Raw genomic sequence first — 26,297 nt, 5'->3', positions numbered from 1 at the left:
CAGAGTCATTGCGGGCTTTGTGGCGCAGGTGCATCCGCTTCGGGTGCTGGCGCAGATTCTTGTGCAGGCTCTTGTGAAGGCTCTTGTGCAGAGCCTTGCTCAGAGTCTTGCGGCGCTACTGGCGGCATTTCTTCGGGCGCCGTATTGGGCGAAGCCGCCGGGATTGGCGCCTGGGCATCCTCCGTCGACGGCGTAACAGTCGGCGCAGGGCTGGAGCGGTAATCGGCACGTCGATTGATCTGGAACTCCCGCACCGCATTGTTGTGAGCGTCCAGATCATCGGAGAACACGTGGCTGCCATCACCGCGCGCGACAAAATACAGGCTGTTGCCGTCCGCCGGATTCAGCGCCGCATGGATCGCTTCGCGGCCCACCATCGCAATCGGCGTCGGCGGCAGGCCAGCAATCATGTAAGTGTTATACGGCGTCGGCTCCTTGAGATGAGCACGGGTCAACTTGCCATTGTAACGATCACCCAGACCATAAATCACCGTTGGATCGGTCTGCAACAGCATGCCCATCTCCATGCGCCGCACGAATACGCCGGCGATCTGCCGACGCTCCTGCGGCACACCGGTTTCCTTTTCCACCAGCGAGGCCATGATCAGCGCCTGATAGGGCTCGGTGTAAGGGACGTCGGCAGCGCGCTGGTTCCATTCCTTGAGGAGGACCTCATCGAGGCGGTCGTAAGCTTTCTTGAGCAGATCGGCGTCGGTCATGCCCCGCACGAAACGATAGGTGTCGGGGAAGAATCGTCCTTCGGGGAAAATCCCGCTGTGCCCGAGTTTGTCCATCACTTGGCTATCGCTCAAACCGTTGAGGGTCTGTTCGAGTTTTTCATCCTTGGCCAGCGCTGCGCGAACCTGATGAAAATTCCAGCCTTCGACCAGCGTCAGACTGTATTGCACCATTTCTCCGCGCTTCCACAGGTCGATCAGCCCATTGACTGTCATACCCGGCACCATGCGGTATTCGCCACTGTGCAACGGTTGCCCTGCCAGATTAAAGCGCCAATACACGCGCAGCCAGAAAGCGTCTTTGATGACGCCATCGGCTTCGAGTCGAAGGAAGGTGCGGTTTGGCGTAGTGCCTTTGGGCACTTCCAGCAGCTCTTCCTGGGCGATGTTCAGCGGCTGTTCCAGCGCCGAATCGATTTTCCAGGCGCAAGCGCCGGCCAACAGCCCCGCCAGAACCAATCCGGTTTCCAGCAGCAGCAAGAATTTACGTCTCACGAATCAAGCATCCAGTAGCGCACGGGCAATGGTTTGGAGTTTACGGGTGAGCGGCCCAACCGGCCAGCTCAGTGCGGCATAGGCGCGCACCGGCCAAACGCCATACACGCTGTTGCAGACAAAGACCTCGTCAGCCCATTGCAGCTGCTCGAGGGTGATATCGGTGATTTGCGTGGGAATCCCCAATGACTTGGCTTGAAACAATAATTCGGCACGCATCACACCCGCCACACCGCAGCGTTTGAGATTGGCCGTCACCAGCACGCCATCGCGTACCAGGAACAGATTGCTGAACACGCCTTCAATCACCCGCCCGACCTGATCCAGCATCAAGCCTTCGGCATGCTCGGTGTCCTGCCATTCGGAACGGGCGATGACCTGCTCCAGACGATTCAAATGCTTGAGGCCGGCGAGCAATGGTTGTTTGGAAAGCCGTGTCGCACACGGAAACAGGCGAACACCCTGCTCCGCATGAACAGCCGGATAAGTTGCAGGAGGATTGCCTTGCAGAATACGTCGAGCCTGAGCCGAGGGATCGGCGGCATAACCGCGCAGGCTGTCGCCGCGGGTGAGGATGAGTTTGAGCACGCCCTCACCCAGCGCGGCGGCATAGGCCAGCAGCTCCGCGCGGATCAGTTGATGATCGGCGGAAATAGCCAAACGCGAACACCCCTCCGCCAGACGCGACAGATGTCGATCCAGCAGCAGCGGCTGCCCGCCCTTGACCGCAACGGTTTCGAACAGACCGTCACCGTAAGCCAGGCCGCGATCCTTCAGCGACAAAGCGTCAGCCGGTTGACCGTCGACCCAGCTGTCCATCAGTCAGCGAACCGGCGGAACACCAGCGAGCCATTGGTACCGCCAAATCCGAAGGAGTTGGACAGCACCACGTCGATATCCATGCCACGCGCGGTGTGGGGTACGAAGTCGAGGTCGCAGCCTTCGTCCGGCTCATCGAGGTTGATGGTCGGCGGTGCTACCTGGCTGTTGATTGCCAGCACGCTGAAAATCGCCTCGACCGCGCCCGCCGCACCCAACAGGTGACCGGTCATGGACTTGGTCGAACTGACCGCCAGCTTGTAGGCGTGATCACCGAACACGGACTTGATCGCACAGGCTTCGGCGAGGTCGCCAGCGGAGGTCGAGGTGCCGTGGGCGTTGATGTACTGAACCTGATCGCTGTTGATCTTCGCATCGCGCAAGGCATTGGTGATGCAACGCGCAGCACCCGCGCCATCGGCCGGTGGCGAAGTCATGTGGTAAGCATCGCCACTGGTGCCGAAGCCGATCAGCTCGGCGTAGATGGTCGCGCCACGGGCCTTGGCGTGCTCCAGTTCTTCGAGCACCAGTGCGCCGGCGCCGTCGGACAGAACGAAGCCATCACGGCCTTTGTCCCATGGACGGCTGGCGCGGGTCGGCTCGTCGTTGCGGGTCGACAGTGCGCGGGAGGCACCGAAGCCGCCCATGCCCAGACCACACGCGGCCATCTCGGCACCACCGGCAATCATCACGTCGGCTTCGTCGTACATGATGTTGCGTGCCGCCATGCCGATGCAGTGCGTACCGGTGGTACACGCCGTGGCGATGGCGTAGTTAGGTCCCTGTGCCCCCAGATGGATGGACAGGAAACCGGAAATCATATTGATGATCGAGCCAGGCACGAAAAACGGAGAAATCCGTCGTGGCCCGGAATCATGCAGTGTGCGGCTGGTCTCTTCGATATTGGTCAGACCGCCAATACCCGAGCCCATGGCCACGCCGATCCGCTCGCGATTGGCGTCGGTGACCTCAAGACCTGCGTTACGCACGGCTTGAAAACCTGCAGCCAGACCGTATTGAATGAACAGGTCGAGTTTGCGAGCTTCCTTGACCGACAGGTATTCCTCGACATTGAAGCCCTTTACCGAGCCGCCAAAACGGGTGGAATAGGCAGAAAGGTCGGTGTGTTCGATCAGACCAATGCCACTGCGGCCAGCCAGAATGCCCTGCCAGCTGCTCGGCACATCCGTGCCCAGTGGCGACAACATACCCATACCGGTGACTACGACGCGTCTACGCGACACAGCACTCTCCTTTTTCAAATGACGACTTTGCATCAGGCCTAAAGAAAAAACCGCACGCCATGATGGCAGTGCGGTTTTTCCATGACAGCGAGCGACGACTAAAAACTATTACGCCTGGTGGCTGGTAACGTAGTCGATTGCTGCTTGTACAGTAGTGATCTTCTCAGCTTCTTCGTCAGGGATTTCGGTCTCGAATTCCTCTTCCAGAGCCATCACCAGCTCAACAGTGTCAAGGGAGTCGGCACCCAGGTCTTCAACGAAGGAAGCAGTGTTGACCACTTCTTCTTCTTTAACGCCCAGTTGCTCAGCAACGATTTTCTTGACGCGCTCTTCGATGGTGCTCATACCTTGTTTTCACTCCTAATGGACAAATTCAGGCAGCTGGCCGGTGGGTAAGTGTATAGAAAGACTTTTCAGTTTTTCAACTGAAAGCTTCACTCCTCAAACCCGGCGACCCTCTGTCTATAAATAGATTGCAGCTTTATAACGGATTTTAGACAGCTCGTATGACATTTTTTTGAAGCAATCCGTCACATTTAACTCATGTACATCCCGCCGTTCACCGGGATTGTAGCCCCAGTAACGTAAGCCGCACCGTCAGATGCAAGAAAAGCGACCACAGACGCGATCTCTTGAGCTTGCCCCAGACGACCCAGCGGAATCTGCGTCTGCAAGGCTTCACGCTGCGCCTCGGGCAATTCACGGGTCATATCGGTGTCGATGAACCCTGGGGCCACCGAGTTTACCGTAATCGAACGCGAACCGACTTCACGCGCCAGTGCACGGCTGAAACCTTCCAGACCGGCCTTGGCGGCAGCGTAGTTTACTTGGCCTGCGTTGCCCATGGCACCCACAACCGAGCCAATACTGATAATTCGTCCCCAACGGGCTTTGGTCATGCCGCGCAAAACGCCCTTGGACAGGCGGAACAGACTGTTCAGATTGGTGTCGACGACGTCATGCCATTCGTCATCTTTCATGCGCATCATCAGATTATCGCGGGTGATACCGGCATTATTGACCAGGATCGCCGGCGCACCGAATTGCGCCTGGATGCTCGCCAGCACAGCCGCTACGGACTCGTCGCTGGTGACATTGAGTTCCAGGCCAGTGCCCTGAACACCATTTTCTTTCAGGGTCGCAGCAATACGCTCGGCCCCTGAAGCGGAAGTCGCGGTGCCGATGACAATGGCACCCTGACGACCCAATTCCAGAGCGATAGCCTGGCCGATACCACGGCTGGCACCGGTGACCAATGCAACTTTACCTTGCAGACTCATGCAAGCTTCTCCTTGTTCAGGCCAGCGCTGCGCGGGCGGCAGCGAAAGCGTCTGGGGTATTGAGATTAGAGGTCGACACGCCTTCGGCGCAACGTTTGTTCAAACCGGCCAGCACTTTGCCAGGCCCGCACTCAACCAGTTCGGTCGCACCCTTGGCCGCCAGCGCCTGGACCGACTCGACCCAGCGTACAGGCTTGTAGAGCTGTTCAAGCAGATCGCGCTTGAGGGTTTCCAGATCCGCCGGCACGTTAGCGCTGACGTTCTGTACCACAGGGATCTGCGGCGCCTGCCAGTCGATCGCTGCAATCGATTCGGCGAACCGCTCGGCGGCTGGGCGCATCAATTCGCAGTGGGACGGCACGCTGACCGGCAATGGCATGGCGCGCTTGGCGCCGCGTGCCTTGCAGCCCTCGATGGCGCGCTCGACCGCCGCCTTGGCACCGGCGATCACTACCTGACCCGGGGAGTTGAAATTGACCGCACTAACCACGTCGCCCTGCGCCGCTTCGGCACAGGCTGCCAGCACGTCGACATCTTCCAGACCCAGGATTGCAGCCATGCCGCCCTGCCCGGCCGGAACGGCCTCTTGCATCAACTGACCGCGACGCTCTACCAGTTTCACTGCATCGCCCAGACTCAGACTGCCTGCAGCCACCAGGGCGCTGTATTCGCCCAGGCTGTGACCGGCGACGTACGCCGGACGCGCGCCGCCTTCAGCCAGCCACAGGCGCCACAAGGCGATCGAGGCGGTCAGAATGGCCGGCTGGGTTTTATCGGTTTGATTGAGTTGTTCTTCCGGCCCTTGCTGGGTCAGTGCCCACAGGTCGTAACCCAGAGCATCGGAAGCTTCTTTGAATGTTTCGAGGACCACCGGATGTTGCGCGCCCAACTCGGCCAGCATGCCGAGGGACTGCGAACCCTGTCCTGGAAAGACGAATGCGAGGGAAGCAGACATGTAACAAGCCCCTAATGATCTTGTCGTCGGAGAATGACGTCCCGTTTCTGGAACGCAAGAAACTCACAGTTGGATGGCCCATTGAACTGAGCGGTCACATTTAAGCATTGTCCGACGAAAACGCCTAAGGCAACAAATCTTCCAGGCGCCCATGAAGCCGCTCCGGCAGGTTTTCCTGGATCTCGATCAGCGCTCGCTGTATCGCACTCTGAAAACCCTGCACCCCCGCCGAACCGTGGCTTTTCACGACAATTCCCTGCAAACCGAGGAAACTTGCGCCGTTATGTCGCGCCGGCGCCAGCTCGGCCTGCAAGCGTTTCATCAGCGGCAGCGCCAGCGCACCCACCACTTTGGACGCGAAATTTTTCTTGAATAACGCCTCGATGCGCCCGGCAATCATGGTCGCCAGGCCTTCGCTGGACTTGAGCAGGATATTGCCGACAAAGCCGTCACACACCACCACATCCGCCTCGCCACGGTACAAGCCGTCACCTTCGACAAACCCGATGTAGTTGATGCCACGAGCACTCTGCAACAAGGTGGCTGCCAGCTTGACCTGCTGATTGCCCTTGATGTCTTCAGTACCGATGTTCAGCAATGCGACCCTCGGGCGAACGATACCCAGAGTTTCTGCCGCAACCGAGCCCATCACTGCAAACTGCAATAAGTGCTCGGCAGTGCAATCGACATTGGCACCCAGATCAAGCAACTGGCAGTAGCCCTTCTGCGTTGGAATGGCCGCGATCATTGCCGGCCGATCAATGCCCGGCAAGGTCTTGAGCACAAAACGCGACAACGCCATCAGCGCACCGGTATTGCCGGCACTGACGCAGGCCTGGACCTTGCCGTCTCGCAGCAACTCCAGCGCCACGCGCATCGACGAATCGGGTTTGCCGCGCAAGGCCTGGGCAGGCTTTTCGTCCATGGTGATGACTTCGGACGCCGGCACAATCGACAGGCGCGCGCGATCCACAGCCGATTGGCTGGCGAGCAGTTCTTCAAGAAGGGAGGGTTGACCGACGAGGGTCAGGTGCAGCGAGGATGTAGCAGACAGGCAAGCAAGACTGGCCTGAACAATGCTGCGGGGACCGAAGTCCCCGCCCATTGCGTCAATCGCGATGACTTGAGCGGACAAGTGATTACTCGTCAGCGCCCTTGTCGATCACTTTACGGCCACGGTATACGCCTTCTGGCGATACGTGGTGACGCAGGTGAACTTCACCGGTGGTTTTTTCTACAGACAGGGTGCTAGCCTCGAGAGCGTCGTGCGAACGACGCATGTCACGGGCAGAGCGGGATTTTTTGTTCTGCTGAACAGCCATAATTGATTAACTCCTAAACGTTTGGGTCACGCTTTAACTGCGCCAATACACTGAACGGGTTGGACCGCGTTACCTCGTCCTCGCTCGGTTCGGGCTCATCGAGACCCGCCGGCTGCTGGCATTCTTCCGGATGATGAGCAGGCACAATGGGCAAGGCGAGCAGAAGCTCCTCCTCGATCAGTGACTGCAGATCCAAAGGATCTTCGCCCAGTTCCAGCACGTCATAACCTTTCGGCAACGACTGGGTATTCGCACCCTCCTTCACCACAGCATAACTGCATTCGCTATGGATCGGCAGGGTGACCAGCTCAAGACAACGCTGGCAAACCATTTTGACTTCGGTGTCGATAAAGCTGTGAATTACCACAGATTTACGTTCATCTCGTTCAAAAACGAATTTAGCCTGCACCGTACCGACAGTATCGGAAAGCGGGTCGCAGAGTCTCTCCAAATCGGCCAGCAGCAGTTCACCTTGAAGGGTGGTGCCACGGTCAGCCAATTTGCGCGGGTCAACGTGAGGTGGAATCGGGTCATTCAACATAGGCGCAGCATTATAGGGATGCCCCCAGCCATGTCAAAGGAAATTCAGCCCTGCCCGTCACTTGAGCCTGCGCTAGAATTCGCCCCTGCCCTTTGGAGATGCGCATGCTGCCTTTATTACTCGCTTCAAGCTCGGCCTATCGCCGGCAATTGCTGGCCCGTTTGCAGTTGCCGTTCACGTGCAGCTCGCCGGATATCGACGAAAGTCATCGCCCGGGCGAGTCAGCCATCGAACTGGTAAAGCGCCTCGCCGAAGAAAAAGCCCGTGCACTGGCAGACAGTCATCCGGCCCACCTGATCATCGGCTCGGATCAGGTCGCGGTACTCGGCGAGCGGATCATCGGCAAGCCCCACACCTTCGAAAAGGCCCGCGAACAACTCGTCGCATCCAGCGGCTCCAGCGTGACCTTCCTGACCGGCCTGGCACTGCTCAATAGCCAGACCGGCCACTGCCACGTCGACAGCGTGCCTTTTACCGTACACATGCGCACGCTCGACGCAGCGCGCATCGAACGCTACCTGCGCGCTGAACAGCCCTATGACTGCGCTGGCAGCTTCAAGGCCGAAGGTTTGGGGGTAAGCCTGTTTCAAAGCACCGAAGGCCCTGACGCCACCAGCCTGATCGGCCTGCCATTGATTCGCCTGATCGATATGCTGCTAGCTGAAGGTGTGCAGATACCCTAGATCTTTTGATCCTAAAAAAACCGGCCGAAGCCGGTTTTTTTCATCGCGAGACAATCAGCGCAGCGAAGGCCCTTGAAAGCCCATCCACATTGCCAAATGCTCAGCCACGCTGGCGCCAAGCTTTTTCGAGAAGCGATCGAATGGCGATTCCTCAACAGTGAAATCCACCAGTTCTTTCTCGCCGATCACATCACGGGCAACCGAACTGGCATTACCCAGACCATCGATCAAGCCCAGCGACAGCGCTTGCTCGCCGGACCAGACCAGCCCGGAAAACAGCTCTGGATGCTCTTTATCCTTCAGGCGATCACCCCGGCCCTTCTTGACGCTACTGATAAACTGCTGATGAGTGGTATCGAGCACGCTCTGCCAGAATTGGGTTTCCGCGGGCTTCTGCGGCTGGAACGGATCGAGGAACGATTTGTGTTCTCCAGAGGTGTAGGTACGACGCTCCACACCCAACTTTTCCATGGTCCCGACAAAACCGTAACCGGCCGCCGTCACACCGATGGAACCCACCAGGCTCGCCTTGTCGGCGTAGATCTGATCCGCGGCGCTAGCGATGTAATAGGCACCGGAAGCGCCCAGATCCGAGATCACCGCATAAACCTTGGTATCCGGATTCAGACCGCGCAAACGACGGATCTCGTCGTAGACATAACCCGACTGCACCGGACTGCCGCCCGGACTGTTGATTCGCAGAATCACGCCCTTGACCTTCTTGTCCTCGAAGGCTGCACGCAGACTGCCGACGATATTATCGGCACTGGCCGGCTCTTTGTCGGCAATCATACCCGTCACATCAATCAGCGCCGTGTAGCCAGAGCCGAGGCTCGCGCCTTTCTCCATGCCTATCAACGGCGATAACAGAATCAACGCGCCGAGCAGGTACAAAAAAGTCAGCGACTTGAAGAATATCCCCCAGCGACGGGACCGGCGCTGTTCCTGCACACCAGCCAGCAGGGTTTTTTCCAGCAGCTTCCAGCTTTTCTCGTCACCGCTTTCCGCACTCGCCTTGGCGGGCGCTTTCCATTCGTCGGTCATGCCATGTACCCCAGCAAAAAAACCAATTAAACCCGCTGACTCAGCCAGGCGTGCAACTCTGAAAAACGATCAATGGCCAGTCTCGGCTCGAATAGCTTCAAGGCGTCGATCGATTGAGCACCATAACTGACCGCCACCGAATCCATGCCCGCGTTGCGCGCCATCTGCAGGTCGAACGACGAATCGCCAACCATCAGCGCCTGCTCCGGACGAACCTCGCAATGGGCGAGAATCTGCTCAAGCATCAGCGGATGGGGTTTGCTGGCAGTTTCGTCAGCGGCACGGGTGATATCGAAATAATCTTCCCAGCCGTGAGACTTCAGCACCCGATCCAGCCCACGACGAGCCTTGCCGGTCGCTACTGCCAGATGATACCCCTCGACACGAAACGCTTCGAGAGACTCGACAACGCCCTCAAACAGCGGGGAAGGCTCGGCCTCCGCCGCAATGTAGTGATCCGCATAGTGCTGACGGAATGCTATCAGCTCTGTGTCGCCAATCTCGGGATACAGGGTGCGAATCGCTTCCGGCAAGCCCAGACCGATAATGCCTTTGACGGCAAAATCATCACGCAACTGAAAACCGGACCGCTCGGACGCGACATGCATCGCCTCGACAATCCGACCAATGGAGTCAGCCAGCGTGCCGTCCCAATCGAAAATCAGCAGCTTGTAATCAGTAGGGTGCACTCAAGCGCTCCACGGTTTTAGCCCACATCTCGTCGACCGGCGCCTGCAACTTGAGCTCACCACCATCAGGCAGCGGCACAGTCAGCATGTAGGCGTGCAGAAACAGACGCTTGCCGCCGAGATCACGAATCTCTTTGCTGAAACCTTCATCGCCGTACTTGGTATCACCAGCAATGCAATGGCCCGCATGCAGAGTATGGACGCGAATCTGGTGAGTGCGACCCGTGATCGGCTTGGCTTCGATCAGGGTAGCGAAGTCGCCAAAACGACGCAGGACCTTGAACACGGTCACAGACTCCTTGCCCTCCTCCTCGTCCACCTCGACCATGCGCTCGCCGGAGCGCAGATTGCTCTTGCCCAGCGACGCACGGACTTGCTTGATCGAGGCCGCCCAGTTGCCGCGCACCAGCGCCATATAGCGCTTATCGACGCCATCGCCGCGCAATGCCGTGTGCAAGTGGCGCAACATGCTGCGCTTTTTGGCAATCATCAGCAGGCCGGAGGTATCACGATCGAGACGATGAACCAGTTCGAGCTCCTTGCAATCGGGACGCAACTGACGAAAGGCTTCGATCACTCCGTAAGTCAGGCCGCTGCCGCCATGAACCGCAATGCCGCAAGGCTTGTTGACCACGATCAGCGCCTTGTCTTCGTAGACAATCGAGGCTTCAAGCCGCTGCAGCAACCCTTGGGCCAAGGGCACGGGTTCGTCGCGCTCAGGCACGCGAACCGGCGGCACGCGCACGATATCGCCCGCCTGCAGCTTGTATTCGGGCTTGATCCGACCTTTGTTCACCCGCACTTCGCCCTTGCGCAAAATGCGGTAAATCAAGGTCTTGGGCACGCCTTTGAGCCGAGCGAGAAGGAAGTTATCAATACGTTGGCCGGCATATTCCGGCGAGACCTCCAGCAGTTGTACGGCTGGGGTCGAAGGGGCAGTAGTCGTCATGGTGCGGATGATAACAATTTTTTATGGAATTGAAGCACTTAATCATTGCTGCTATAGTCGCGAACGCCGCCAAAAGTGGCCTGGACAGCGGACTAACGGTCAAAAACCGGCCCTGACCAACGCAATTCACGAGGACGAGAGGCCGTCCTACGGGGCTTTCGCTACGTAACGGCAGAGTTTGCAGTTGTAACGAGCGCAGGTGACATAAGGCCTGAATCATGCCGCAAAGCAGAGTTTTCACTCGCCTTCCGAGCAAATATTCACGGCCAGTTCACAAAGTGCAGTCAGCTGCGAACGACCCCGAGCGAACGCTTCGGAAACACCGCCTAAATTAGCCATGATGCGTGACCTCCCCTTTCGGAGCTCACGGTAAATGCCAACCCGCTGCGGATTCTGCGCGCGGCAGCACCCGAATTATCAGGGATACGTGTAGGGTGGAGATGCACAACCGCTGGACTGTGTAGCAATAGGCTTTATCAAGACGCTTCATCTCGTCCACAGCCGCCGGTTGATTCCTCCTCCTGACTGAGTGCTTAAGTAGCCACAGCAAGCAGGACGCGTACGTCGCGACACCGGCCCAATTGGCCGGGGTTCGCTAGACACTGGAGTGGCCAACCACTCCTGACGCACCTGACACCGACCGTGAGAAGTCGTGTGTGCCGAACGCCGTTTCCGGCAGCCCGGAAACCGACGGTACTACATGAAAAGAATGCTGATTAACGCAACTCAACCCGAAGAGTTGCGTGTTGCACTGGTAGATGGCCAGCGCCTCTACGACCTGGACATCGAATCCGGTGCACGCGAGCAGAAGAAGGCCAACATCTATAAAGGCCGGATTACTCGCATCGAACCAAGCCTTGAGGCTGCCTTTGTCGATTTCGGCTCTGAGCGCCACGGCTTCCTGCCCCTCAAAGAAATCTCCCGCGAATACTTCAAGAAAGCCCCCGAAGGCCGCGTCAACATCAAGGACGTCCTGAGCGAAGGCCAGGAAGTCATCGTTCAGGTCGAAAAAGAAGAACGTGGCAACAAGGGCGCCGCCCTGACCACTTTCATCAGCCTGGCCGGTCGTTACCTGGTGCTGATGCCGAACAACCCGCGTGCCGGCGGTATCTCCCGTCGCATCGAAGGTGAAGAGCGCAACGAACTGCGTGAAGCCCTGAACGGCCTGGTTGCCCCGGCCGACATGGGTCTGATCGTTCGTACTGCCGGCCTTGGCCGCAGCAGCGAAGAAATGCAGTGGGACCTCGATTACCTGCTGCAACTCTGGACCGCCATCAAAGAAGCTTCGCTGGATCGTTCCGCGCCGTTCCTGATCTACCAGGAAAGCAACGTGATCATCCGCGCCATCCGCGATTACCTGCGCCAGGACATCGGCGAAGTACTGATCGACAGCGTTGAAGCCCAGGACGAAGCCCTGACCTTCATTCGCCAGGTGATGCCGCAGTACGCCAGCAAAATCAAACTGTACGAAGACAGCGTTCCGCTGTTCAACCGTTTCCAGATCGAAAGCCAGATCGAAACCGCCTTCCAGCGCGTCGTCGAACTGCCTTCCGGCGGCTCCATCGTTATCGATCCGACCGAAGCCCTGGTGTCCATCGACATCAACTCGGCGCGCGCCACCAAAGGCAGCGACATCGAAGAAACCGCACTGCAGACCAACCTTGAAGCTGCCGAAGAAATCGCCCGTCAGTTGCGCTTGCGCGACATCGGCGGCCTGATTGTCATCGACTTCATCGACATGACCCCTGCCAAGAACCAGCGCGCCGTGGAAGAGAAAGTCCGCGAATGCCTGGAAGCCGACCGCGCTCGCGTGCAAGTCGGTCGCATCTCGCGCTTCGGCCTGCTGGAAATGTCCCGTCAGCGCCTGCGTCCATCGCTGGGCGAAAGCAGCGGCATCGTCTGCCCGCGTTGCAACGGCACCGGCATCATCCGTGACGTTGAATCGCTGTCGCTGGCGATCCTGCGCCTGATCGAAGAAGAAGCCCTGAAAGACCGCACCGCCGAAGTTCGCGCTCAAGTGCCGATTCCGGTTGCAGCTTTCCTGCTCAACGAAAAACGCAACTCGATCACCAAGATCGAACTGCGCACCCGTGCCCGCATCGTCATTCTGCCGAACGATCACCTCGAAACGCCGCACTTCGAAGTTCAGCGCCTGCGCGATGACAGCCCGGAAGCCGCGGTCGGCCAGTCCAGCTACGAAATCGCCGCTGCCGCTGCCGAAGTCGAAGAAGTCCAGCCAGCCGCCGCGACCCGCACCCTGGTTCGCCAGGAAGCCGCGGTCAAGACCGCTCCGGCCCGCGCTAACGCTCCGGTTCCGACCGAAGTCGTCGCGGCTCCGGTGGCTGCACCGGCCGTTGCCCCAGAGCCAAGCCTGTTCAAAGGCCTGGTGAAGTCGCTGGTCAGCCTGTTCGCCACCAAGGAAGAGCCTGCTGCGCCGGTTGTGGTTGAAAAGCCAGCCACCGAACGCCCTGCTCGCAACGAAGAGCGCCGCAACGGCCGTCAACAGAGCCGCAACCGTAACGGTCGCCGCGATGAAGAGCGCAAGCCTCGTGAGGAACGTGCACCGCGTGAAGAACGCGCACCACGTGAGCCACGTGAAGCCCGCGAAGAAGCTCCAGCAGTTGCCCAGGAACGCGCTCCGCGCGAAGAGCGCGCACCACGCGCCCCTCGTGAAGAACGTGCACCGCGCGCCCCGCGTGAAGATCGCAAGCCACGTGGCGAGCGTGAAGAACGTCCGGTTCGTGAATTGCGCGAGCCCCTGGATGCCGCTCCGGCCGCCGCTGCCAACGCTGAAGAGCGTCCAGCCCGTCAGCCACGTGAAGAACGCGCTCCACGCCCACCGCGTGAAGAACGTCAGCCACGTACCGAGCAAGCCGCTGCTGCCGTTGCTGAAGAAGAGTTGACCACCAACGAAGAGCAACTGCAGGAAGACGGTCAGGAACACGCCGAGGGTGATCGTCCACGCCGCCGCTCCCGTGGCCAGCGTCGTCGCAGCAACCGTCGTGAGCGTCAACGCGATGCCAACGGCAATGTGATCGAAGGTTCGGAAGAGTCCGAATCGGCTGAAAACGCCGAAGCGCCAAGCGCTGCCGATCTGGCCGCCGGCCTGGCTGTTACCGCAGCCGTTGCCAGCTCCGTGATCAGCGCGCCTGCTGAAGCACAAGCCAACGAGCAAGCTGAACGCGCCACTGCCGCCACGCTGGAAACTGCTCCGGTTGAAACGCCAGTCGTTGAAGCAACCACACCAGTAGAAGTCACCGCTGCTCCGGAAATCGAAGTAGCACCGGTTCGTGAAGCCCAGCCTGAAGTTGAAGCTGCCGCTGAGCCGGCCGTCGTCGCTGAACCAGTGGCTGCTACCGAGCCTGTGGTTGAAGCGCCGGCTGAACCGGCACGTGAAGTTCGCGAAGAGCAAACCACGTTCAACTGGGTTGCCGAGCCACCTGTAGCGGTCGAAGCGCCAGCGCCAGTCGCTGAAGCTCCGGTTGCCGAAGCCATGGTCTCCGAGCCAGTGGTTGCTGCTGCCGAGCCTGCTCCAGCGGTTGTTGAAGCGCCCGTTGTTGCCGAAGAGGCTGCACCGGTGGTTGAAGCCGCCCCTGTCAGCGCTCTGACCCCAAGTGGCCGTGCGCCGAACGACCCGCGTGAAGTACGTCGTCGCAAGCGTGAAGCCGAGCGCCTGCAGAAGGAAGCCGAACTGGCTGCCGCTGCTGCTCCGGCCGCTGCCGAGCCAGCCCCGGTTGTTGCTGAAGTTGTCGAGGCAGCCCCTGCCCCGGCCGCTGAAGTCCCTGCCGAACCGGTTGAATCCGCGTTCGACGAAGCACCGCGCTCCGTTCAGGAAGCGGTGGAGCAACACGAGCAAGCCCAGGAAAAAGAGCACGAGCCTAAACCCCTCGCCTGATTCCATCGGCCACTAAAAAGCCCCGCCTGGTGATCCCAGGCGGGGCTTTTTTTATGTTTGCAGGGAAGCAGCGGGACCGCGTTTTCGTTCATCGCGGGCAAGCCACGCTCCCACAGGTTTTGTGTCGTTCTCTGAGTATGTGAACCGACACAAAACCTGTGGGAGCGTGGCTTGCCCGCGATGGCGATCCATCAGACGAAGATCAACGCCTCTGGAACATCCACATCCCACAACACCCCGGGATCGTCCACCGCCACCTCGACCACCCTCGCCTGTGCAAACAGCGACTTGGCGCCGTGATCACCGGTCAATGCCATCAATCCCGGACCAAAACTTCGCCCGAACCCCACCGGATGCCCATATCGTCCCTTATGCACCGGCACGCTGACGGCATCATCCGCAATATTCGCAACAACCTGTTCAATGCTGGACGGCAGGATAAACGGCATATCCCCCAGCACGATCAGCCAGCCACCGAGTTGTGAGCACGCCGCCACACCCGCCGCAATGCTGTCGCCCAGACCGGTCGACTCGATCCGCACAATTTCACAACCATAAGCCTGAGCCATGCGAATCACTTGCGGGCGATCCGCCGTTGTCACCAGCACGCGCTTCTCAAGCGCGGCCGGCAGATTTACCAGCACCTGCTCGATTATCGAATGCACGGTAACGCCGTCTCGAGCGGTGCAGTCCACCAGCAGCTTGTCCTTCTCGTCGCCCGCTACCTGTCGAAACCGACTGCCCTGCCCTGCGGCCAGAACGATAACGCCAATGGAGTCGCTCATACGCCCTCCTGCAACGGCCTCTTCTGTTTCAGCTCGACGCCGTTCTTGATCGCCACAATTTCGGCCAGCAGCGACAAGGCGATTTCCGCCGGTGTATGGCTGCCGATGTGCAAACCGATCGGGCCGTGCAAGCGCTCGATGGCCTGTTGTGACAAGCCTAGCTGAGCCAGATTGTCCCGGCGCTTCTGACTGTTGACCCGTGAACCCAGCGCACCAACATAAAATGCCTTGGAATCCAGCGCCGTGAGCAGCGCCATGTCATCCAGGCGTGGATCGTGGGTCAGCGCGATAATGGCTGTGCGCTCGTCGGCCTGGATGGTCAGCACCGCTTCGTCGGGCATGCCCGGGACGAAGCGACCGTGTTGCTCTTCCCAGCCGTAGACGAACTCGGTGCGCGGATCGCAGATCAGCACTTCGAAATCCAGCAGCCGCGCCATCTCGGCAACGTAGCGCGACAGTTGGCCGGCGCCGATCAGCAACAGCCGCCAGCGCGGACCATAAATGGCGCGTAAGGTCTGTCCGTCAAACACCAGCGCATCGGTCTTGCTCGCTGGTTGCAGGATCACTTCACCGGTCGCCAGGTTCAGCTCACGCGCAACGATTTCATGGGCCTCGCAGCGGGTCAGCAATTCGGCGACCCACGACGGATCGCCGACGCGCTCCTCGGTCAGGCGCAACGTGCCGCCGCACGGCAAACCAAACCGTGCGGCCTCCTCACGGGTGACGCCATAGGTAATCAACTGCACCGGCGGCCCATCGGCCGGGATACGGCCATCGTGCAGCCGGGCAATCAAGTCATCCTCGACACAGCCACCGGACACCGAGCCAATCACCACGCCGTCTTCACGCAAGGCGAGCATGGCGCCAGGTGCCCGGGGCGCGGTGCCCCAGGTCTGGACCACGCTGTACAACATCACCCGCTGACCGGCGCGGCGCCATTCCAGCACGCTGCGCAGGACGTTCAGATCGACGCTGTCCATCAGGCTTGCGCCTTCTGCCAGCCTTGCAGCTGATAGCGTACCGGCAGATTACGGATGCGCTTGCCGGTGGCAGCAAAGATCGCGTTGCACAACGCTGGCGCGATTGGCGGTACGCCCGGCTCACCGACTCCGCCCAACGGCACATCGCCCGGTGGCGTGACCAGATGCACGGCGACTTCCTTCGGCGCCAGGGACATGCGCGCCACTTCGTACATGTGGAAGTTGTCCTGCTGAACCTTGCCGTCCTTGAAGCTGATCTCCCCCAGCACCGCGTTGCCCAGCCCCATGACGCAAGCACCTTCGAACTGCGAGCGAATCCGCTCAGGGTTGATCTGCGGGCCGCAATCCACGGCGATGTCGGCCTTGTGTACGATCAGCGTGCCATCGTCTTTGACTTCCACCTCGATCACCGCCGCCACATACGTGACAAAGCTGTAATGCACCGCCAGCCCCAAGCCTCGGCCCTTGGGCAACTCACGCCCCCAACCGGCCGCTTTGGCGGCGGTTTCCAGCACGGTGCGCATCCGTGCAGTGTCGATTGGATAACGCTCGGGAGATTCGCCGTAGTTCCACTCTTCACTCAAGGTGCGCGGATCGATCTGACGGTCCGGGCCGAGCAATTTGATCTGGTACTTGAGTGGATCCTGGCCAGCCTTGTGGGCCAGTTCATCGACAAAGCTCTGAATCGCAAAGCCGTGGGGAATGTTCGACACCGAGCGATACCAGCCGACCCGGGTATGGACCGCCGCTTCGGGGTTTTCCAGGCGCACGTTGGGGATCGCGTAAGCCATGTTGGTAAAGCCCATGCCCAGCTCGAAAGCCGCCTCATGGTTCATGCCCGGCGCGAACAACGCGGTGATACTCGGCGCCACCGTGCGGTGCAGCCAGCCGGACGGCAGACCGTCCTTGTTCAGGCTGGCCTTCAGGTATTCAGCAGACACGGTGTGGAAATAGGAGTTGTGGATGTCGTCTTCACGGGTCCATTGCACCCGCACCGCCTTGCCCGGGAACTCCTTGGCCAGGATCGCCGCTTCAACGACGAAGTCCGGCTTGGACTTGCGACCGAAACCGCCGCCGAGCAAGGTGACGTTGAACGTGACGTTATCGAATGGAATGCCGAGGCGCTCGCCGATCCGTTCGCGGGTGACTTGCGGCGCCTGGCTTGGAGCCCAGGCTTCGCACACGCCGTCCTTGAAACGGGCAATGGCGACCATCGGTTCCATTGGCGATTGCGCCAGGTGCGGCAGGTAGTAAGAGGCTTCAAGGGTGCTGTCGGCGCTGCTCATGGCCTGGTCGATGCTGCCGGTATTGCGCACCACTTTGCCGGGTTTGAGGGACGCTGCTTCGAGTTCCTTGCGGTAGGCGATCGAGTCGTAACTGGCGTTGGGGCCGTCATCCCATTCGATTTTCAGCGCTTCGCGGCCCTTGATCGCCGCCCAGGTATTGCTGGCCACCACGGCCACGCCGCCCAGAGGCTGAAACTCGGACGGCAATGGACGGCTTTCGACTTGCAGGACCTTGATCACGCCCGGGACTTTCATCGCGGCGCTGGCATCGAAGGATTTGACCTTCCCACCGTAGACCGCTGGACGCGCGATGGTGGCGAATAGCATGCCGTCGAAATGCACATCGGCGCCGTAGACCGCCCGGCCGTTGACGATGTCCGCACCGTCGATGGCCTTGGTGCCTTCCTTGCCGATGTAACGGAATTCCGATGGCTGCTTGAGCCGCAGGCTGTCGCGAGCCGGCACCGCCAGTGCACCGGCAGCAGCGGCCAATGCGCCGTAGCCCAGTTCACGACCGGTCGGTTGGTGAATGACTTTATGCAGTTGCGCACGGCACTCGCTGACCGGCACTTTCCACTGCGCGGCGGCGGCTTGCTCAAGCATGGTCCGCGCGGCAGCCCCGCAACGGCGCATCGGCTCGTACCAATGACGCATGCTGCGCGAACCGTCAGTGTCCTGGTTACCGAAACGCACTTCGTCGCCCGGCGCCTGTTGCACTTTGACCAGCGCCCAGTCGGCGTCCAGTTCATCAGCTACTACCATGGTCAGGCTGGTGCGTACGCCCTGACCCATTTCCGAGCGGTTGCAGACCACGGTCACGCTGCCATCGGCAGCGATGCTGACGTAAACCTTTGGATCATCGATCCAGCCGTTGGGCATGCCGTCGGCGCCGAACTTCTTGTCTTTTTCGGCGGCAAGCGCGTCCTGCCAACCCCAACTGGCTGCCAGCACCAGGGCACTGGTGGCGCCCACGCCTTTGAGGAAGCCACGGCGGCTGAGGTTACTCAGCGCAAAATCATTGGGAAGCTGACTCATGCCTTGGCCTCCTTCAGGTGAGTGGATGCCTGGCGGATGGCGGTCTTGATCCGGTTGTAGGTGCCGCAACGGCAAATGTTACCGACCATCGCCTCTTCAATCTGCTCGTCGCTGGGGTTCGGATTGGTTTTCAGCAACGCTGTGGCCGACATGATCTGCCCGCCCTGGCAGTAACCGCACTGGGCCACGGCGCTGTCGAGCCAGGCTTGCTGGACGACTTTGCCAACCGGGTCAGCGTGCAGGTTATCGATGGTGGTGACGTTCTGGCCGACTACCGAGCCAATCGGCGTGATGCAACTGCGCGCAGGCGCGCCGTCGATATGAATGGTGCATGCGCCACACAGGCCCATGCCGCAGCCGAATTTGGTGCCGTTGTAACCGGCCACGTCACGGATCGCCCAGAGCAGCGGCATGTCCTCGGTGACATCGAGTTGATGATCTTGACCATTGAGTTTCAGGGTAATCATGGGCACGCCCGCATAGTTATAGAGGTTATGGGGTCGAGCAATCTGCCGCGTGGGTTCCTTCACGCAGATCGACTCAGGCTAATGGGCTCTCTTACGCGGACGACAACGTCTGCATCGGGCCTTTGGTGGAGCAAATGCTTGCATCGTTAGGTGGCTAAGTTAACTGAGCATTAACAAAAAAGCCCTGCACATTTGAAGATGTGCAGGGCTTTGAAATCAGCCGTGAAAGCGTAGCCTCAATATCGATTGGGCTCCATTTCCAGGTCGACATGAAATCGTTCTGAAATGTCTTTCTGAATACGCTGCGCCAGATTCAACAATTGCAGGCCCGTTGCGGTGCCGTAGTTGACCAGCACCAGCGCCTGGAATTTATGCACACCGGCATCACCGTCGCGAAAGCCTTTCCAGCCGGCCCGTTCGATCAGCCATCCCGCCGCCAGTTTCATTTGCCCGTCGGGTTGCGCGTAGGCTACCAGCTCCGGGTATTGCTCCTTGAGTTGCGCGACCAATGTCGCCGGCACCAAGGGGTTCTTGAAGAAGCTGCCGGCATTGCCGAGCACCGCCGGATCCGGGAGCTTTTCGTTGCGAATGCAGCAAATGGCCTGACTGACATCGGTAGGCGTCGGGTGATCGATGCCCAGCGATGTGAGACGCTGGCGAACCGGACCGTATTCCAGGTGCAGGTGCGCGGTGCGCGTGAGGGTGAAACGCACCCGCAGGATCAACCAACGCCCCGGCTCCTGTTTGAACAGGCTGTCGCGGTAGGCGAAGTTGCACTCGGCCAGCGTGAAGTCCCGTAGCTCGCCGGTTTGGCGATCGAGGGCGGTCAGGCCGGCAAAAACGTCTTTGATCTCGACACCGTAAGCGCCGATGTTCTGCATCGGTGCCGCGCCCACGGTGCCGGGAATCAGACTGAGGTTTTCCAGTCCCGCCAACCCTTGCGCCAAGGTATGTTGCACAAACGGATGCCAGGGCTCGCCCGCCTCGGCTTCGATCACCACCTGGTTACCGTCATCGCTCAGCAGGCGAATCCCTCGTGTGGCCATGCGCAGCACCAGCGCCTGCACATCGGCGGTCAGCAACAAGTTGCTGCCGCCACCGATCACCAGCACCGGCACATCATGTTCCAACCCATAGGCCAGCGCTTCGCGCACGTCGGCATCGCTATGGGCTTCGGCGAACAGCCGGGCCTGAACATCCACGCCAAAGCTGTTGAACGGCTTGAGCGAAACCCGGGGTTGAACCTGCAAACTCATAACCGGCCCTTCAATTCGATGACCAGCAGATCGCTGGCGCGCTCGATCAGGTCCAGTACCTGTTCGAAACCCTGGTCGCTGTCGTGATAAGGATCCGGCACTTCATCGATTTCCGACTGGAAGCGACGCAGGAACAGGTCCAGCTCGGCCTTGCCCTTGGCCGGTTGCAAGGCCTTGAGGTGGCGCAGGTTGCTGTTGTCCATCGCCAGAATCAGGTCGTAGGTGGCGAAATCGGCGCGGCTGACTTGCCGCGCGCGTTGGGCGGACAGGTCGTAGCCACGCAGTTTCGCCGCGGCCTGGCTGCGCTTGTCCGGGGCCTTGCCGACGTGCCAGTCACCGGTGCCGGCGGAAGCCACTTCGACTTGATCGGCCAGCCCCGCCTCACGCAGTTTGTGCCGCAACACGCCTTCGGCCGTAGGGGAACGGCAGATATTGCCCAGGCAGACGAACAGAACCCGCATCAGGCCTCCAGCAAGCGACGAACGCGCTCGAGGTCTTCAATGGTATCGACGCCGGTAGGCGGGGCGATCAGCGCATCGGCCACGTGAATCCGCACGCCGTGCCAGAGCGCCCGCAGTTGCTCCAGCGCTTCGGTGTTTTCCAGCCAGCACGGGCCCCAGGTGACGAAGTCATGCAGAAAACCGGCGCGATAGGCATAAATGCCGATGTGGCGGCGATACGGCACACCTTCCGGCAATTGCTCGCGGCTCTTGGCGAACGCGTCGCGAGCCCACGGCAAGGTGGCACGACTGAACGTCAGCGCCAGACCATTGAGGTCGCTGACCACCTTGACCACGTTGGGATTGAACAGGGTTTCCACGTCTTCGATCGGCTCGGCCAGGGTGGCCATGCGCGCTTCGGTGTGGGCGGCCAGGTTGGCGGCGACCTGATCGATCACGCTCGGCGGAATCAACGGCTCGTCGCCCTGAACGTTGACCACGATGGCGTCCGGGGCCAGGCCCAGTTTCGCTGCGACTTCGGCCAGACGGTCGGTGCCGGAATTATGGTCTTCGCGCGTCAGCACCACTTCGGCACCAAAGCTTTTGCAGGCCTCGACAATGCGCGCATCGTCAGTGGCAACGACCACTCGCTGGGCACTGCTTTTGCTCGCTTGTTCCCAAACATGCTGGATCATCGGCTTGCCGGCGATCAGCAGCAGGGGTTTGCCCGGCAGACGGGTGGAGGCATAGCGCGATGGAATGACAACGGTAAAGGCTGTGGTCATTTATCCAGACGCTCGTCGGTGGTCAGGGTGCGCGCTTCGCTTTCGAGCATCACCGGGATGCCGTCGCGAATCGGGTATGCGAGGCCAGCGCCCTTGCTGATCAGCTCGGTTTTGTCGGCACTGAGCTTGAGCGGGCCTTTGCAGACCGGGCAAGCGAGGATATCGAGCAATTTGGTGTCCATGAACATTCCCTGGATAGAAACGGATTTAAGGCAAAAGACGAGCCGGCAACAGGCGCATCAGCTGCGTATCGAACCAGGCCACGAAGGCCGGCGATGGCGCAGCATCGACCGCCAGGTACCACCAATCGGCGGCGGCGAAGGCACGGCACTTCACCGCGTCTTTTTCCGTCATCACCACTGGCAATGACGGGGTGAAATTCAAGGCCTGCACGCTGTACTCGGCGTGGTCGGCAAATGCATGCGGCACTGGCCGCCAGTGTAGCGTTTCGAGGGTCGTGAAGAAACGCTGGGGATTGCCGATCCCGGCCACGGCGTGAATGGCCTGGCCTGGGGGGAAGTGGTCAAGGGGCCGGCGTTCGCCGCTTTGCAGATTGACCAGTGCCGTGGGTTGCAGCTGGAAGGCAAAACCGTCGATGCGGTCGGCCGTGGCACCGTTATAAAGCACCGCATCGACGCTTTGCAGACGCTCGATCGGTTCACGCAACGGCCCGGCCGGCAGGCAGCGCTGGTTGCCCAGCCCCCGGGCGGCATCGATCAGCACCAGTTCCAGGTGCCGGGCCAGCCGGTAATGCTGCATACCGTCGTCGGAGAGGATCAGGTCCAGCGGCTCGCTCGCCAGCAAGGCTTTTACCGCACGACTGCGGTCCGGGTCGATCATCAGCGGCACGCCGGTGCGCTGGACGATCAACAATGGCTCATCGCCCGCCACGTCCGCGCCTTGATCCGCCTCGACCCGCCACGGCAATTGCGCAGGTTTGGCGCCGTAACCACGGCTGACAACGCCAACTCGCAAACCGCTGCGCTGGCAATGCTCGATCATCCACAGAATCAGCGGCGTCTTGCCGGTGCCGCCCACCGTGATGTTGCCAACCACGATCAGCGGCACCGGCGGCTGATAGATCTCGCCCTCACCTGCCAGAAAGCGCTCGCGCTTGCCGATGACCACACGCCGATACAGCCATTCCAGAGGCTGCAACAGCTTCAGCGCCGGATGGCCTTCGTACCATGCAGCGAGCAATCGATCGGACATGGCCATCAGGATGCCGGCGCCGCCTCGACAGTGGTCATGCGCAAATGACTGAAACCGAGTTTGCCGGCAGCGTCCATTGCGGTGATGACGGACTGATGGGGGGTCTTGCCATCAGCGCTGATGGACAACGGCAGGTTGGTATCGCCGTTGGATTCTTTCTGTAGCGCTTCCATCAGGCTGGTCAGGTCATTCTTGGGCAACAATTGGTTGTTGACCGAGAACACCCCTTCGGCGCTGATAGCGATGTCCAGTTGCTTGGCCTGTTGGTCTTCGGCCGGGGAACCGCTGACCGCTTCCGGCAGGTCGACGCGCAACTGGGTTTCACGAGTAAATGTGGTGGTCACAACGAAAAACAGCAGCAGGATAAACACCACGTCGATCAACGACGCGAGGTTGATGTCTATCGTTTCCCGTGGTTTACGACGGAATTTCACGCTTTGCCCTCAGCCAGATCCACGTCGCGGTCACCCTGCACCACCTCGACCAGCTTGATCGCTTCCTGCTCCATACCCACCACCAGTTCATCTATGCGGCGTTGCAGGAAGCGGTGGAAGAACACGGCCGGGATGCCGACCATCAGGCCTGCAGCGGTGGTGATCAGCGCCTTGGAAATACCACCGGCCAGTACCGAGGCGTTGGTACCCATGCCCGTGCCCATGAATGCACTGAAAATATCGATCATGCCCAGCACCGTACCCAGCAGACCCAGCAACGGGGCCATGGCGGCGATGGTGCCGAGGGCATTGATGTAGCGTTCGAGCTCGTGAATCACCCGCGCAGCGGCTTCTTCGATGCACTCTTTCATGATCTCGCGACCATGCCTGGAATTCGCCAGACCGGCGGCCAGGATCTCGCCCAACGGAGAGTTGGCACGCAGTTCCTTGAGCTTTTCTTTATTGAGTTGTTTGTCCTTGATCCAGACCCAGACCTGCCCGAGCAAATGCTCCGGGGTCACGCGGCTGGCACGCAGGGTCCAGAGACGCTCGGCGACGATCGCCATGGCCGCGATGGAACTCAGAATGATCGGCAGCATCATCCAGCCGCCGGATTTTACCAATTCCCACACAGTGACAGTCCCCTCGAAAAAGTGCGCCACTCTAACATAGGGGGTGGACGCACCGAAGACCGCGATGTCGTATCCGGTCGGGCTTCGACAGTTCGGGTTACTGGCTGGATGGTGGCAGATCACGCCAGAAGCGCCGTTCTTGAAGCATCGTCCACGGCGGCTTGAAGCGCCCCAGTTGCAGACGAATGGCACCTTGCTCGGCGCTGTCGTAAATCGCCACCCCGCGCTTTTGATACCGCGCCACGACCGTGGGATGGGGATGACCGAAAGAATTGCCGTTACCACGGGAGATCAGCACCGCTTTGGGTTGCAATACGCTGAGCAACGCCATCGAAGACGAACTGCGACTGCCATGGTGCGGGGCCTGCAACCAATCCGTCGGCACCGCCAATGGACCGTCGAGCAGCGCACGCTCGGCCGCACTATCGATATCGCCAGTCAGCAGCAACCGCTCGCCGTTGGCCTCGATCTGCAGCACGCAGGATTTCTGATTGCTGTCGATGGCAGACGGCCACTGCCAGAGTTGAAACTTCACCCCGTCCCAGGCCCATTGCTGACCGCTCTCGCAGCCCTCGGCGTGCAGTTCGTCTGGCAGGGCCTGGTGATCGCCGCTCAGTATTTGCTTCACCGATATTCCATTGGCAATTGCTCGCGCACCGCCGGCATGATCGGCGTCGGCATGGCTGATCAGCATCAGATCGAGGCCATTCACGCCTAGTTTGCGCAATGATGGCAGTACCACCCGCTCACCCAGGTCGATATCGCCGAACCTCGGCCCGGCGTCATACAGCAAGGTGTGATGGCGGGTACGCACCAGGATTGCCAAACCCTGACCGACATCCAGCTGCCAGACCTCGGCCATGCCTTCAGGCAACGTGTGCCGGGGCGGAAAAACCAGTAACAGCAACATCGGCCAGCCCAACGGGCGCAACGGTACGCCTAGCGGCAATAACAGCAGAAAAGCCCCCAGTGTGCCGAGCGCCCATACCCACAATGGGACCGCCACCGGCACCCACGCGGGCAATTGCCCGGCGATCAACGCCAACCCCTTGAACAAAAGATCGATCAGACCGCCGGCCAGCCACAGCAATCCTTCGCCCACATAAGGAACGGGCAACAACATCGTCCCAAGCAAGGCCGGTGGCAGGACCACCAGGCTGACCCAGGGCACCGCCAGTAAATTGGCCAGCGGCCCGCTGAGACTGATCGGCAACCCCAGCACCAACAGCAGTGGGCATAGGCCGATCGCGATCAGCCACTGGGCACGGGTCCAGGTTTGCCACCAGCGCCATGCCCCCAATCGGCCGCCAAAAGTGAAAATAAGCACCGCGACCGCCGCAAAGGACAACCAGAAACCCGGTTGCAGGCTCGCCAGCGGGTCCAGCAGCAAAACACCGTCAAGCGCCAACAGCAGCGGCCACCATGCGCCAAGGTGACGAAACCGTAGTCGCCACAACAGCACCAGACCGATCATCAGGCAGGCCCGCCGCACCGGCACTTCGAAGCCGGCCAGCAGCCCATAACCGAGCGCCGCCGCGAACGCCAGTCCGCATGCCCATGGCAGCCACGGCAAGCGCTTGGGCCATAAGCCATAACGCGCCAACCCGGCAATCAGCAGATACATCACTCCCGCCAGCAAACCGATGTGCTGCCCGGAAATCACCAACAGATGCACGGTGCCGGTGTCTTGTAGCACCTGCCAGTCCTCACGACTCAACCCGGCGCCATCCCCGAGCACCAACGCCGTCAGCGCACCCGTTCGTCCCTGGGCATCCACGGCCTGCAAACGCTGACGGATACCGTCGCGCCAGGCCCATTGCGCGTCCATCAGTCGCTGGCCATCCTTGACGGTCCCGGTGGCGCCGATGTGCCGGGCCAGTAACCAGGCGTCGTAATCGAACGCATGCGGGTTGAGCAACCCGGCAGGACGCTTCAATTTGACCGCCAGCCGCCAATGCTCGCCGCTATTGACGGGCGGCCCGCCATACCAGGCCAGGCGCAGGTGCCGAGGCAGTCTGGTGCGACGCGACTGACTGTCCGTCAGTTCGAAACGCACTACGCCCTCGGCCTGCTGCGGCAACCCGGTCACACGACCTTCGAGCCAGCGAGTCTCACCATCAAGATTCAGCGCCAGGCGATCATTCAGCGCCCACTGTGCATTCGCGCCCGCCCAACTGAAACCGAACAGCAAAAATGCCAGGGGGAAGGTGCGAAACGGCAACAACATCAAACCCACTACCGGCAACAACAGCCACAACCCCGCCGGCGGTAGTACCGGTAAAAAACGCAGGGCCAACAGACCCAACGCCAGCGCCATCATCCCTGTGCGCAT

Annotated in this window: 26 protein-coding genes; 2 read left to right on the top strand and 24 right to left on the bottom strand. The window is 60.3% G+C overall.

Annotation, left to right across the window (positions count from 1 at the left end):
* Positions 1–5: 5 nt before the first annotated feature.
* The 9 genes from mltG to AB7M26_RS12870 form a co-directional block, all read right to left on the bottom strand.
* Positions 6–1,232 (bottom strand): endolytic transglycosylase MltG, encoded by a 1,227-nt coding sequence (gene mltG / locus AB7M26_RS12910; protein WP_123494579.1) that lies wholly within the window; start codon positions 1,230–1,232, stop codon positions 6–8.
* 3 nt (positions 1,233–1,235) lie between these two features.
* Entirely contained in the window at positions 1,236–2,051 is an 816-nt protein-coding gene (gene pabC / locus AB7M26_RS12905; RefSeq protein WP_123494580.1) for an aminodeoxychorismate lyase, read from the bottom strand.
* A complete protein-coding gene (gene fabF, locus AB7M26_RS12900; RefSeq protein WP_008067780.1) occupies positions 2,051–3,295 on the bottom strand; it encodes a beta-ketoacyl-ACP synthase II in 1,245 nt (414 codons plus the stop codon). Before fabF ends, pabC begins: the two co-directional genes overlap by 1 nt.
* 108 nt (positions 3,296–3,403) lie before the next feature.
* A complete protein-coding gene (gene acpP, locus AB7M26_RS12895; protein WP_003175607.1) occupies positions 3,404–3,640 on the bottom strand; it encodes an acyl carrier protein in 237 nt (78 codons plus the stop codon).
* Between the two features lie 191 nt (positions 3,641–3,831).
* Positions 3,832–4,575: a 3-oxoacyl-ACP reductase FabG gene (gene fabG / locus AB7M26_RS12890; protein WP_123494581.1), complete on the bottom strand. Its 744-nt coding sequence runs from the start codon at positions 4,573–4,575 to the stop codon at positions 3,832–3,834.
* A 16-nt stretch (positions 4,576–4,591) separates the two neighbouring features.
* Complete coding sequence (gene fabD / locus AB7M26_RS12885; RefSeq protein WP_123494583.1) at positions 4,592–5,530, bottom strand: ACP S-malonyltransferase; 939 nt, start codon at positions 5,528–5,530, stop codon at positions 4,592–4,594.
* Positions 5,531–5,654: 124 nt separating this feature from the next.
* Positions 5,655–6,665, bottom strand: coding sequence for a phosphate acyltransferase PlsX (plsX, locus tag AB7M26_RS12880; protein ID WP_123494584.1), 1,011 nt, complete (start codon positions 6,663–6,665; stop codon positions 5,655–5,657).
* A 4-nt stretch (positions 6,666–6,669) separates the two neighbouring features.
* Positions 6,670–6,852, bottom strand: coding sequence for a 50S ribosomal protein L32 (gene rpmF, locus AB7M26_RS12875; RefSeq protein ID WP_003179396.1), 183 nt, complete (start codon positions 6,850–6,852; stop codon positions 6,670–6,672).
* 13 nt (positions 6,853–6,865) lie between these two features.
* Positions 6,866–7,393, bottom strand: coding sequence for a YceD family protein (locus AB7M26_RS12870; RefSeq protein ID WP_004371317.1), 528 nt, complete (start codon positions 7,391–7,393; stop codon positions 6,866–6,868).
* A gap of 104 nt (positions 7,394–7,497) precedes the next feature.
* Here AB7M26_RS12870 and AB7M26_RS12865 point away from each other — a divergent pair, with 104 nt between their 5' ends.
* On the top strand, positions 7,498–8,076 hold the full coding sequence (locus tag AB7M26_RS12865; protein WP_123494585.1) for a Maf family protein: 579 nt from the start codon (positions 7,498–7,500) through the stop codon (positions 8,074–8,076).
* Positions 8,077–8,130: 54 nt separating this feature from the next.
* On the opposite strand, the gene sppA is transcribed toward AB7M26_RS12865, so the two are convergent.
* Genes sppA through rluC form a run of 3 tightly spaced genes read right to left on the bottom strand, consistent with a single transcriptional unit; the run spans position 8,131 to position 10,758 of the window.
* Positions 8,131–9,120 (bottom strand): signal peptide peptidase SppA, encoded by a 990-nt coding sequence (sppA, locus tag AB7M26_RS12860; protein ID WP_123494586.1) that lies wholly within the window; start codon positions 9,118–9,120, stop codon positions 8,131–8,133.
* A 26-nt stretch (positions 9,121–9,146) separates the two neighbouring features.
* Entirely contained in the window at positions 9,147–9,809 is a 663-nt protein-coding gene (locus tag AB7M26_RS12855; protein WP_123494587.1) for an HAD-IA family hydrolase, read from the bottom strand.
* Positions 9,796–10,758: a 23S rRNA pseudouridine(955/2504/2580) synthase RluC gene (gene rluC / locus AB7M26_RS12850; protein ID WP_008014368.1), complete on the bottom strand. Its 963-nt coding sequence runs from the start codon at positions 10,756–10,758 to the stop codon at positions 9,796–9,798. The genes AB7M26_RS12855 and rluC overlap by 14 nt, the downstream gene beginning before the upstream one ends.
* Positions 10,759–11,458: 700 nt before the next feature.
* On the opposite strand from rluC, the gene rne reads away from it, so the two are divergent.
* The gene (rne, locus tag AB7M26_RS12845; protein ID WP_123494588.1) at positions 11,459–14,653 is read left to right on the top strand and encodes a ribonuclease E; all 3,195 of its coding nucleotides are present in this window, start codon (positions 11,459–11,461) and stop codon (positions 14,651–14,653) included.
* Between the two features lie 191 nt (positions 14,654–14,844).
* Here the strand turns inward: rne and AB7M26_RS12840 are convergent, their stop codons facing one another.
* From AB7M26_RS12840 to AB7M26_RS12785, 12 genes are all read right to left on the bottom strand, one after another.
* Entirely contained in the window at positions 14,845–15,438 is a 594-nt protein-coding gene (locus AB7M26_RS12840) for a nucleotidyltransferase family protein (protein ID WP_123494589.1), read from the bottom strand.
* Positions 15,435–16,418, bottom strand: coding sequence for an XdhC family protein (locus AB7M26_RS12835; RefSeq protein ID WP_123494591.1), 984 nt, complete (start codon positions 16,416–16,418; stop codon positions 15,435–15,437). Before AB7M26_RS12835 ends, AB7M26_RS12840 begins: the two co-directional genes overlap by 4 nt.
* The gene (locus tag AB7M26_RS12830; RefSeq protein WP_123494592.1) at positions 16,418–18,739 is read right to left on the bottom strand and encodes a xanthine dehydrogenase family protein molybdopterin-binding subunit; all 2,322 of its coding nucleotides are present in this window, start codon (positions 18,737–18,739) and stop codon (positions 16,418–16,420) included. The genes AB7M26_RS12835 and AB7M26_RS12830 overlap by 1 nt, the downstream gene beginning before the upstream one ends.
* A complete protein-coding gene (locus AB7M26_RS12825; RefSeq protein ID WP_038982082.1) occupies positions 18,736–19,206 on the bottom strand; it encodes a (2Fe-2S)-binding protein in 471 nt (156 codons plus the stop codon). Before AB7M26_RS12825 ends, AB7M26_RS12830 begins: the two co-directional genes overlap by 4 nt.
* 236 nt (positions 19,207–19,442) lie before the next feature.
* Positions 19,443–20,462 carry a UDP-N-acetylmuramate dehydrogenase gene (gene murB / locus AB7M26_RS12820; protein ID WP_123494593.1) on the bottom strand — a complete coding sequence of 340 codons (1,020 nt, stop codon included), beginning with the start codon at positions 20,460–20,462 and terminating at the stop codon, positions 19,443–19,445.
* Positions 20,459–20,923, bottom strand: a complete 465-nt coding sequence (locus AB7M26_RS12815; RefSeq protein WP_123494594.1) for a low molecular weight protein-tyrosine-phosphatase — start codon at positions 20,921–20,923, stop codon at positions 20,459–20,461. Before AB7M26_RS12815 ends, murB begins: the two co-directional genes overlap by 4 nt.
* Positions 20,923–21,687 (bottom strand): 3-deoxy-manno-octulosonate cytidylyltransferase, encoded by a 765-nt coding sequence (gene kdsB, locus AB7M26_RS12810; RefSeq protein WP_123494595.1) that lies wholly within the window; start codon positions 21,685–21,687, stop codon positions 20,923–20,925. The genes AB7M26_RS12815 and kdsB overlap by 1 nt, the downstream gene beginning before the upstream one ends.
* Positions 21,684–21,869 (bottom strand): Trm112 family protein, encoded by a 186-nt coding sequence (locus tag AB7M26_RS12805; RefSeq protein WP_003179363.1) that lies wholly within the window; start codon positions 21,867–21,869, stop codon positions 21,684–21,686. Before AB7M26_RS12805 ends, kdsB begins: the two co-directional genes overlap by 4 nt.
* A gap of 25 nt (positions 21,870–21,894) precedes the next feature.
* On the bottom strand, positions 21,895–22,905 hold the full coding sequence (gene lpxK / locus AB7M26_RS12800) for a tetraacyldisaccharide 4'-kinase (RefSeq protein WP_123494596.1): 1,011 nt from the start codon (positions 22,903–22,905) through the stop codon (positions 21,895–21,897).
* Complete coding sequence (locus AB7M26_RS12795) at positions 22,905–23,333, bottom strand: ExbD/TolR family protein (protein WP_007904055.1); 429 nt, start codon at positions 23,331–23,333, stop codon at positions 22,905–22,907. Before AB7M26_RS12795 ends, lpxK begins: the two co-directional genes overlap by 1 nt.
* Positions 23,330–23,965 (bottom strand): MotA/TolQ/ExbB proton channel family protein, encoded by a 636-nt coding sequence (locus AB7M26_RS12790; RefSeq protein ID WP_008067747.1) that lies wholly within the window; start codon positions 23,963–23,965, stop codon positions 23,330–23,332. Before AB7M26_RS12790 ends, AB7M26_RS12795 begins: the two co-directional genes overlap by 4 nt.
* Positions 23,966–24,062: 97 nt before the next feature.
* Positions 24,063–26,297, bottom strand: coding sequence for a DNA internalization-related competence protein ComEC/Rec2 (locus tag AB7M26_RS12785; RefSeq protein WP_123494597.1), 2,235 nt, complete (start codon positions 26,295–26,297; stop codon positions 24,063–24,065).

Source organism: Pseudomonas sp. F-14 TE3482 (assembly GCF_053629455.1).
Note: the sequence above shows the minus strand (reverse complement) of the source record. Positions and strands in the feature narration are given on the sequence as shown.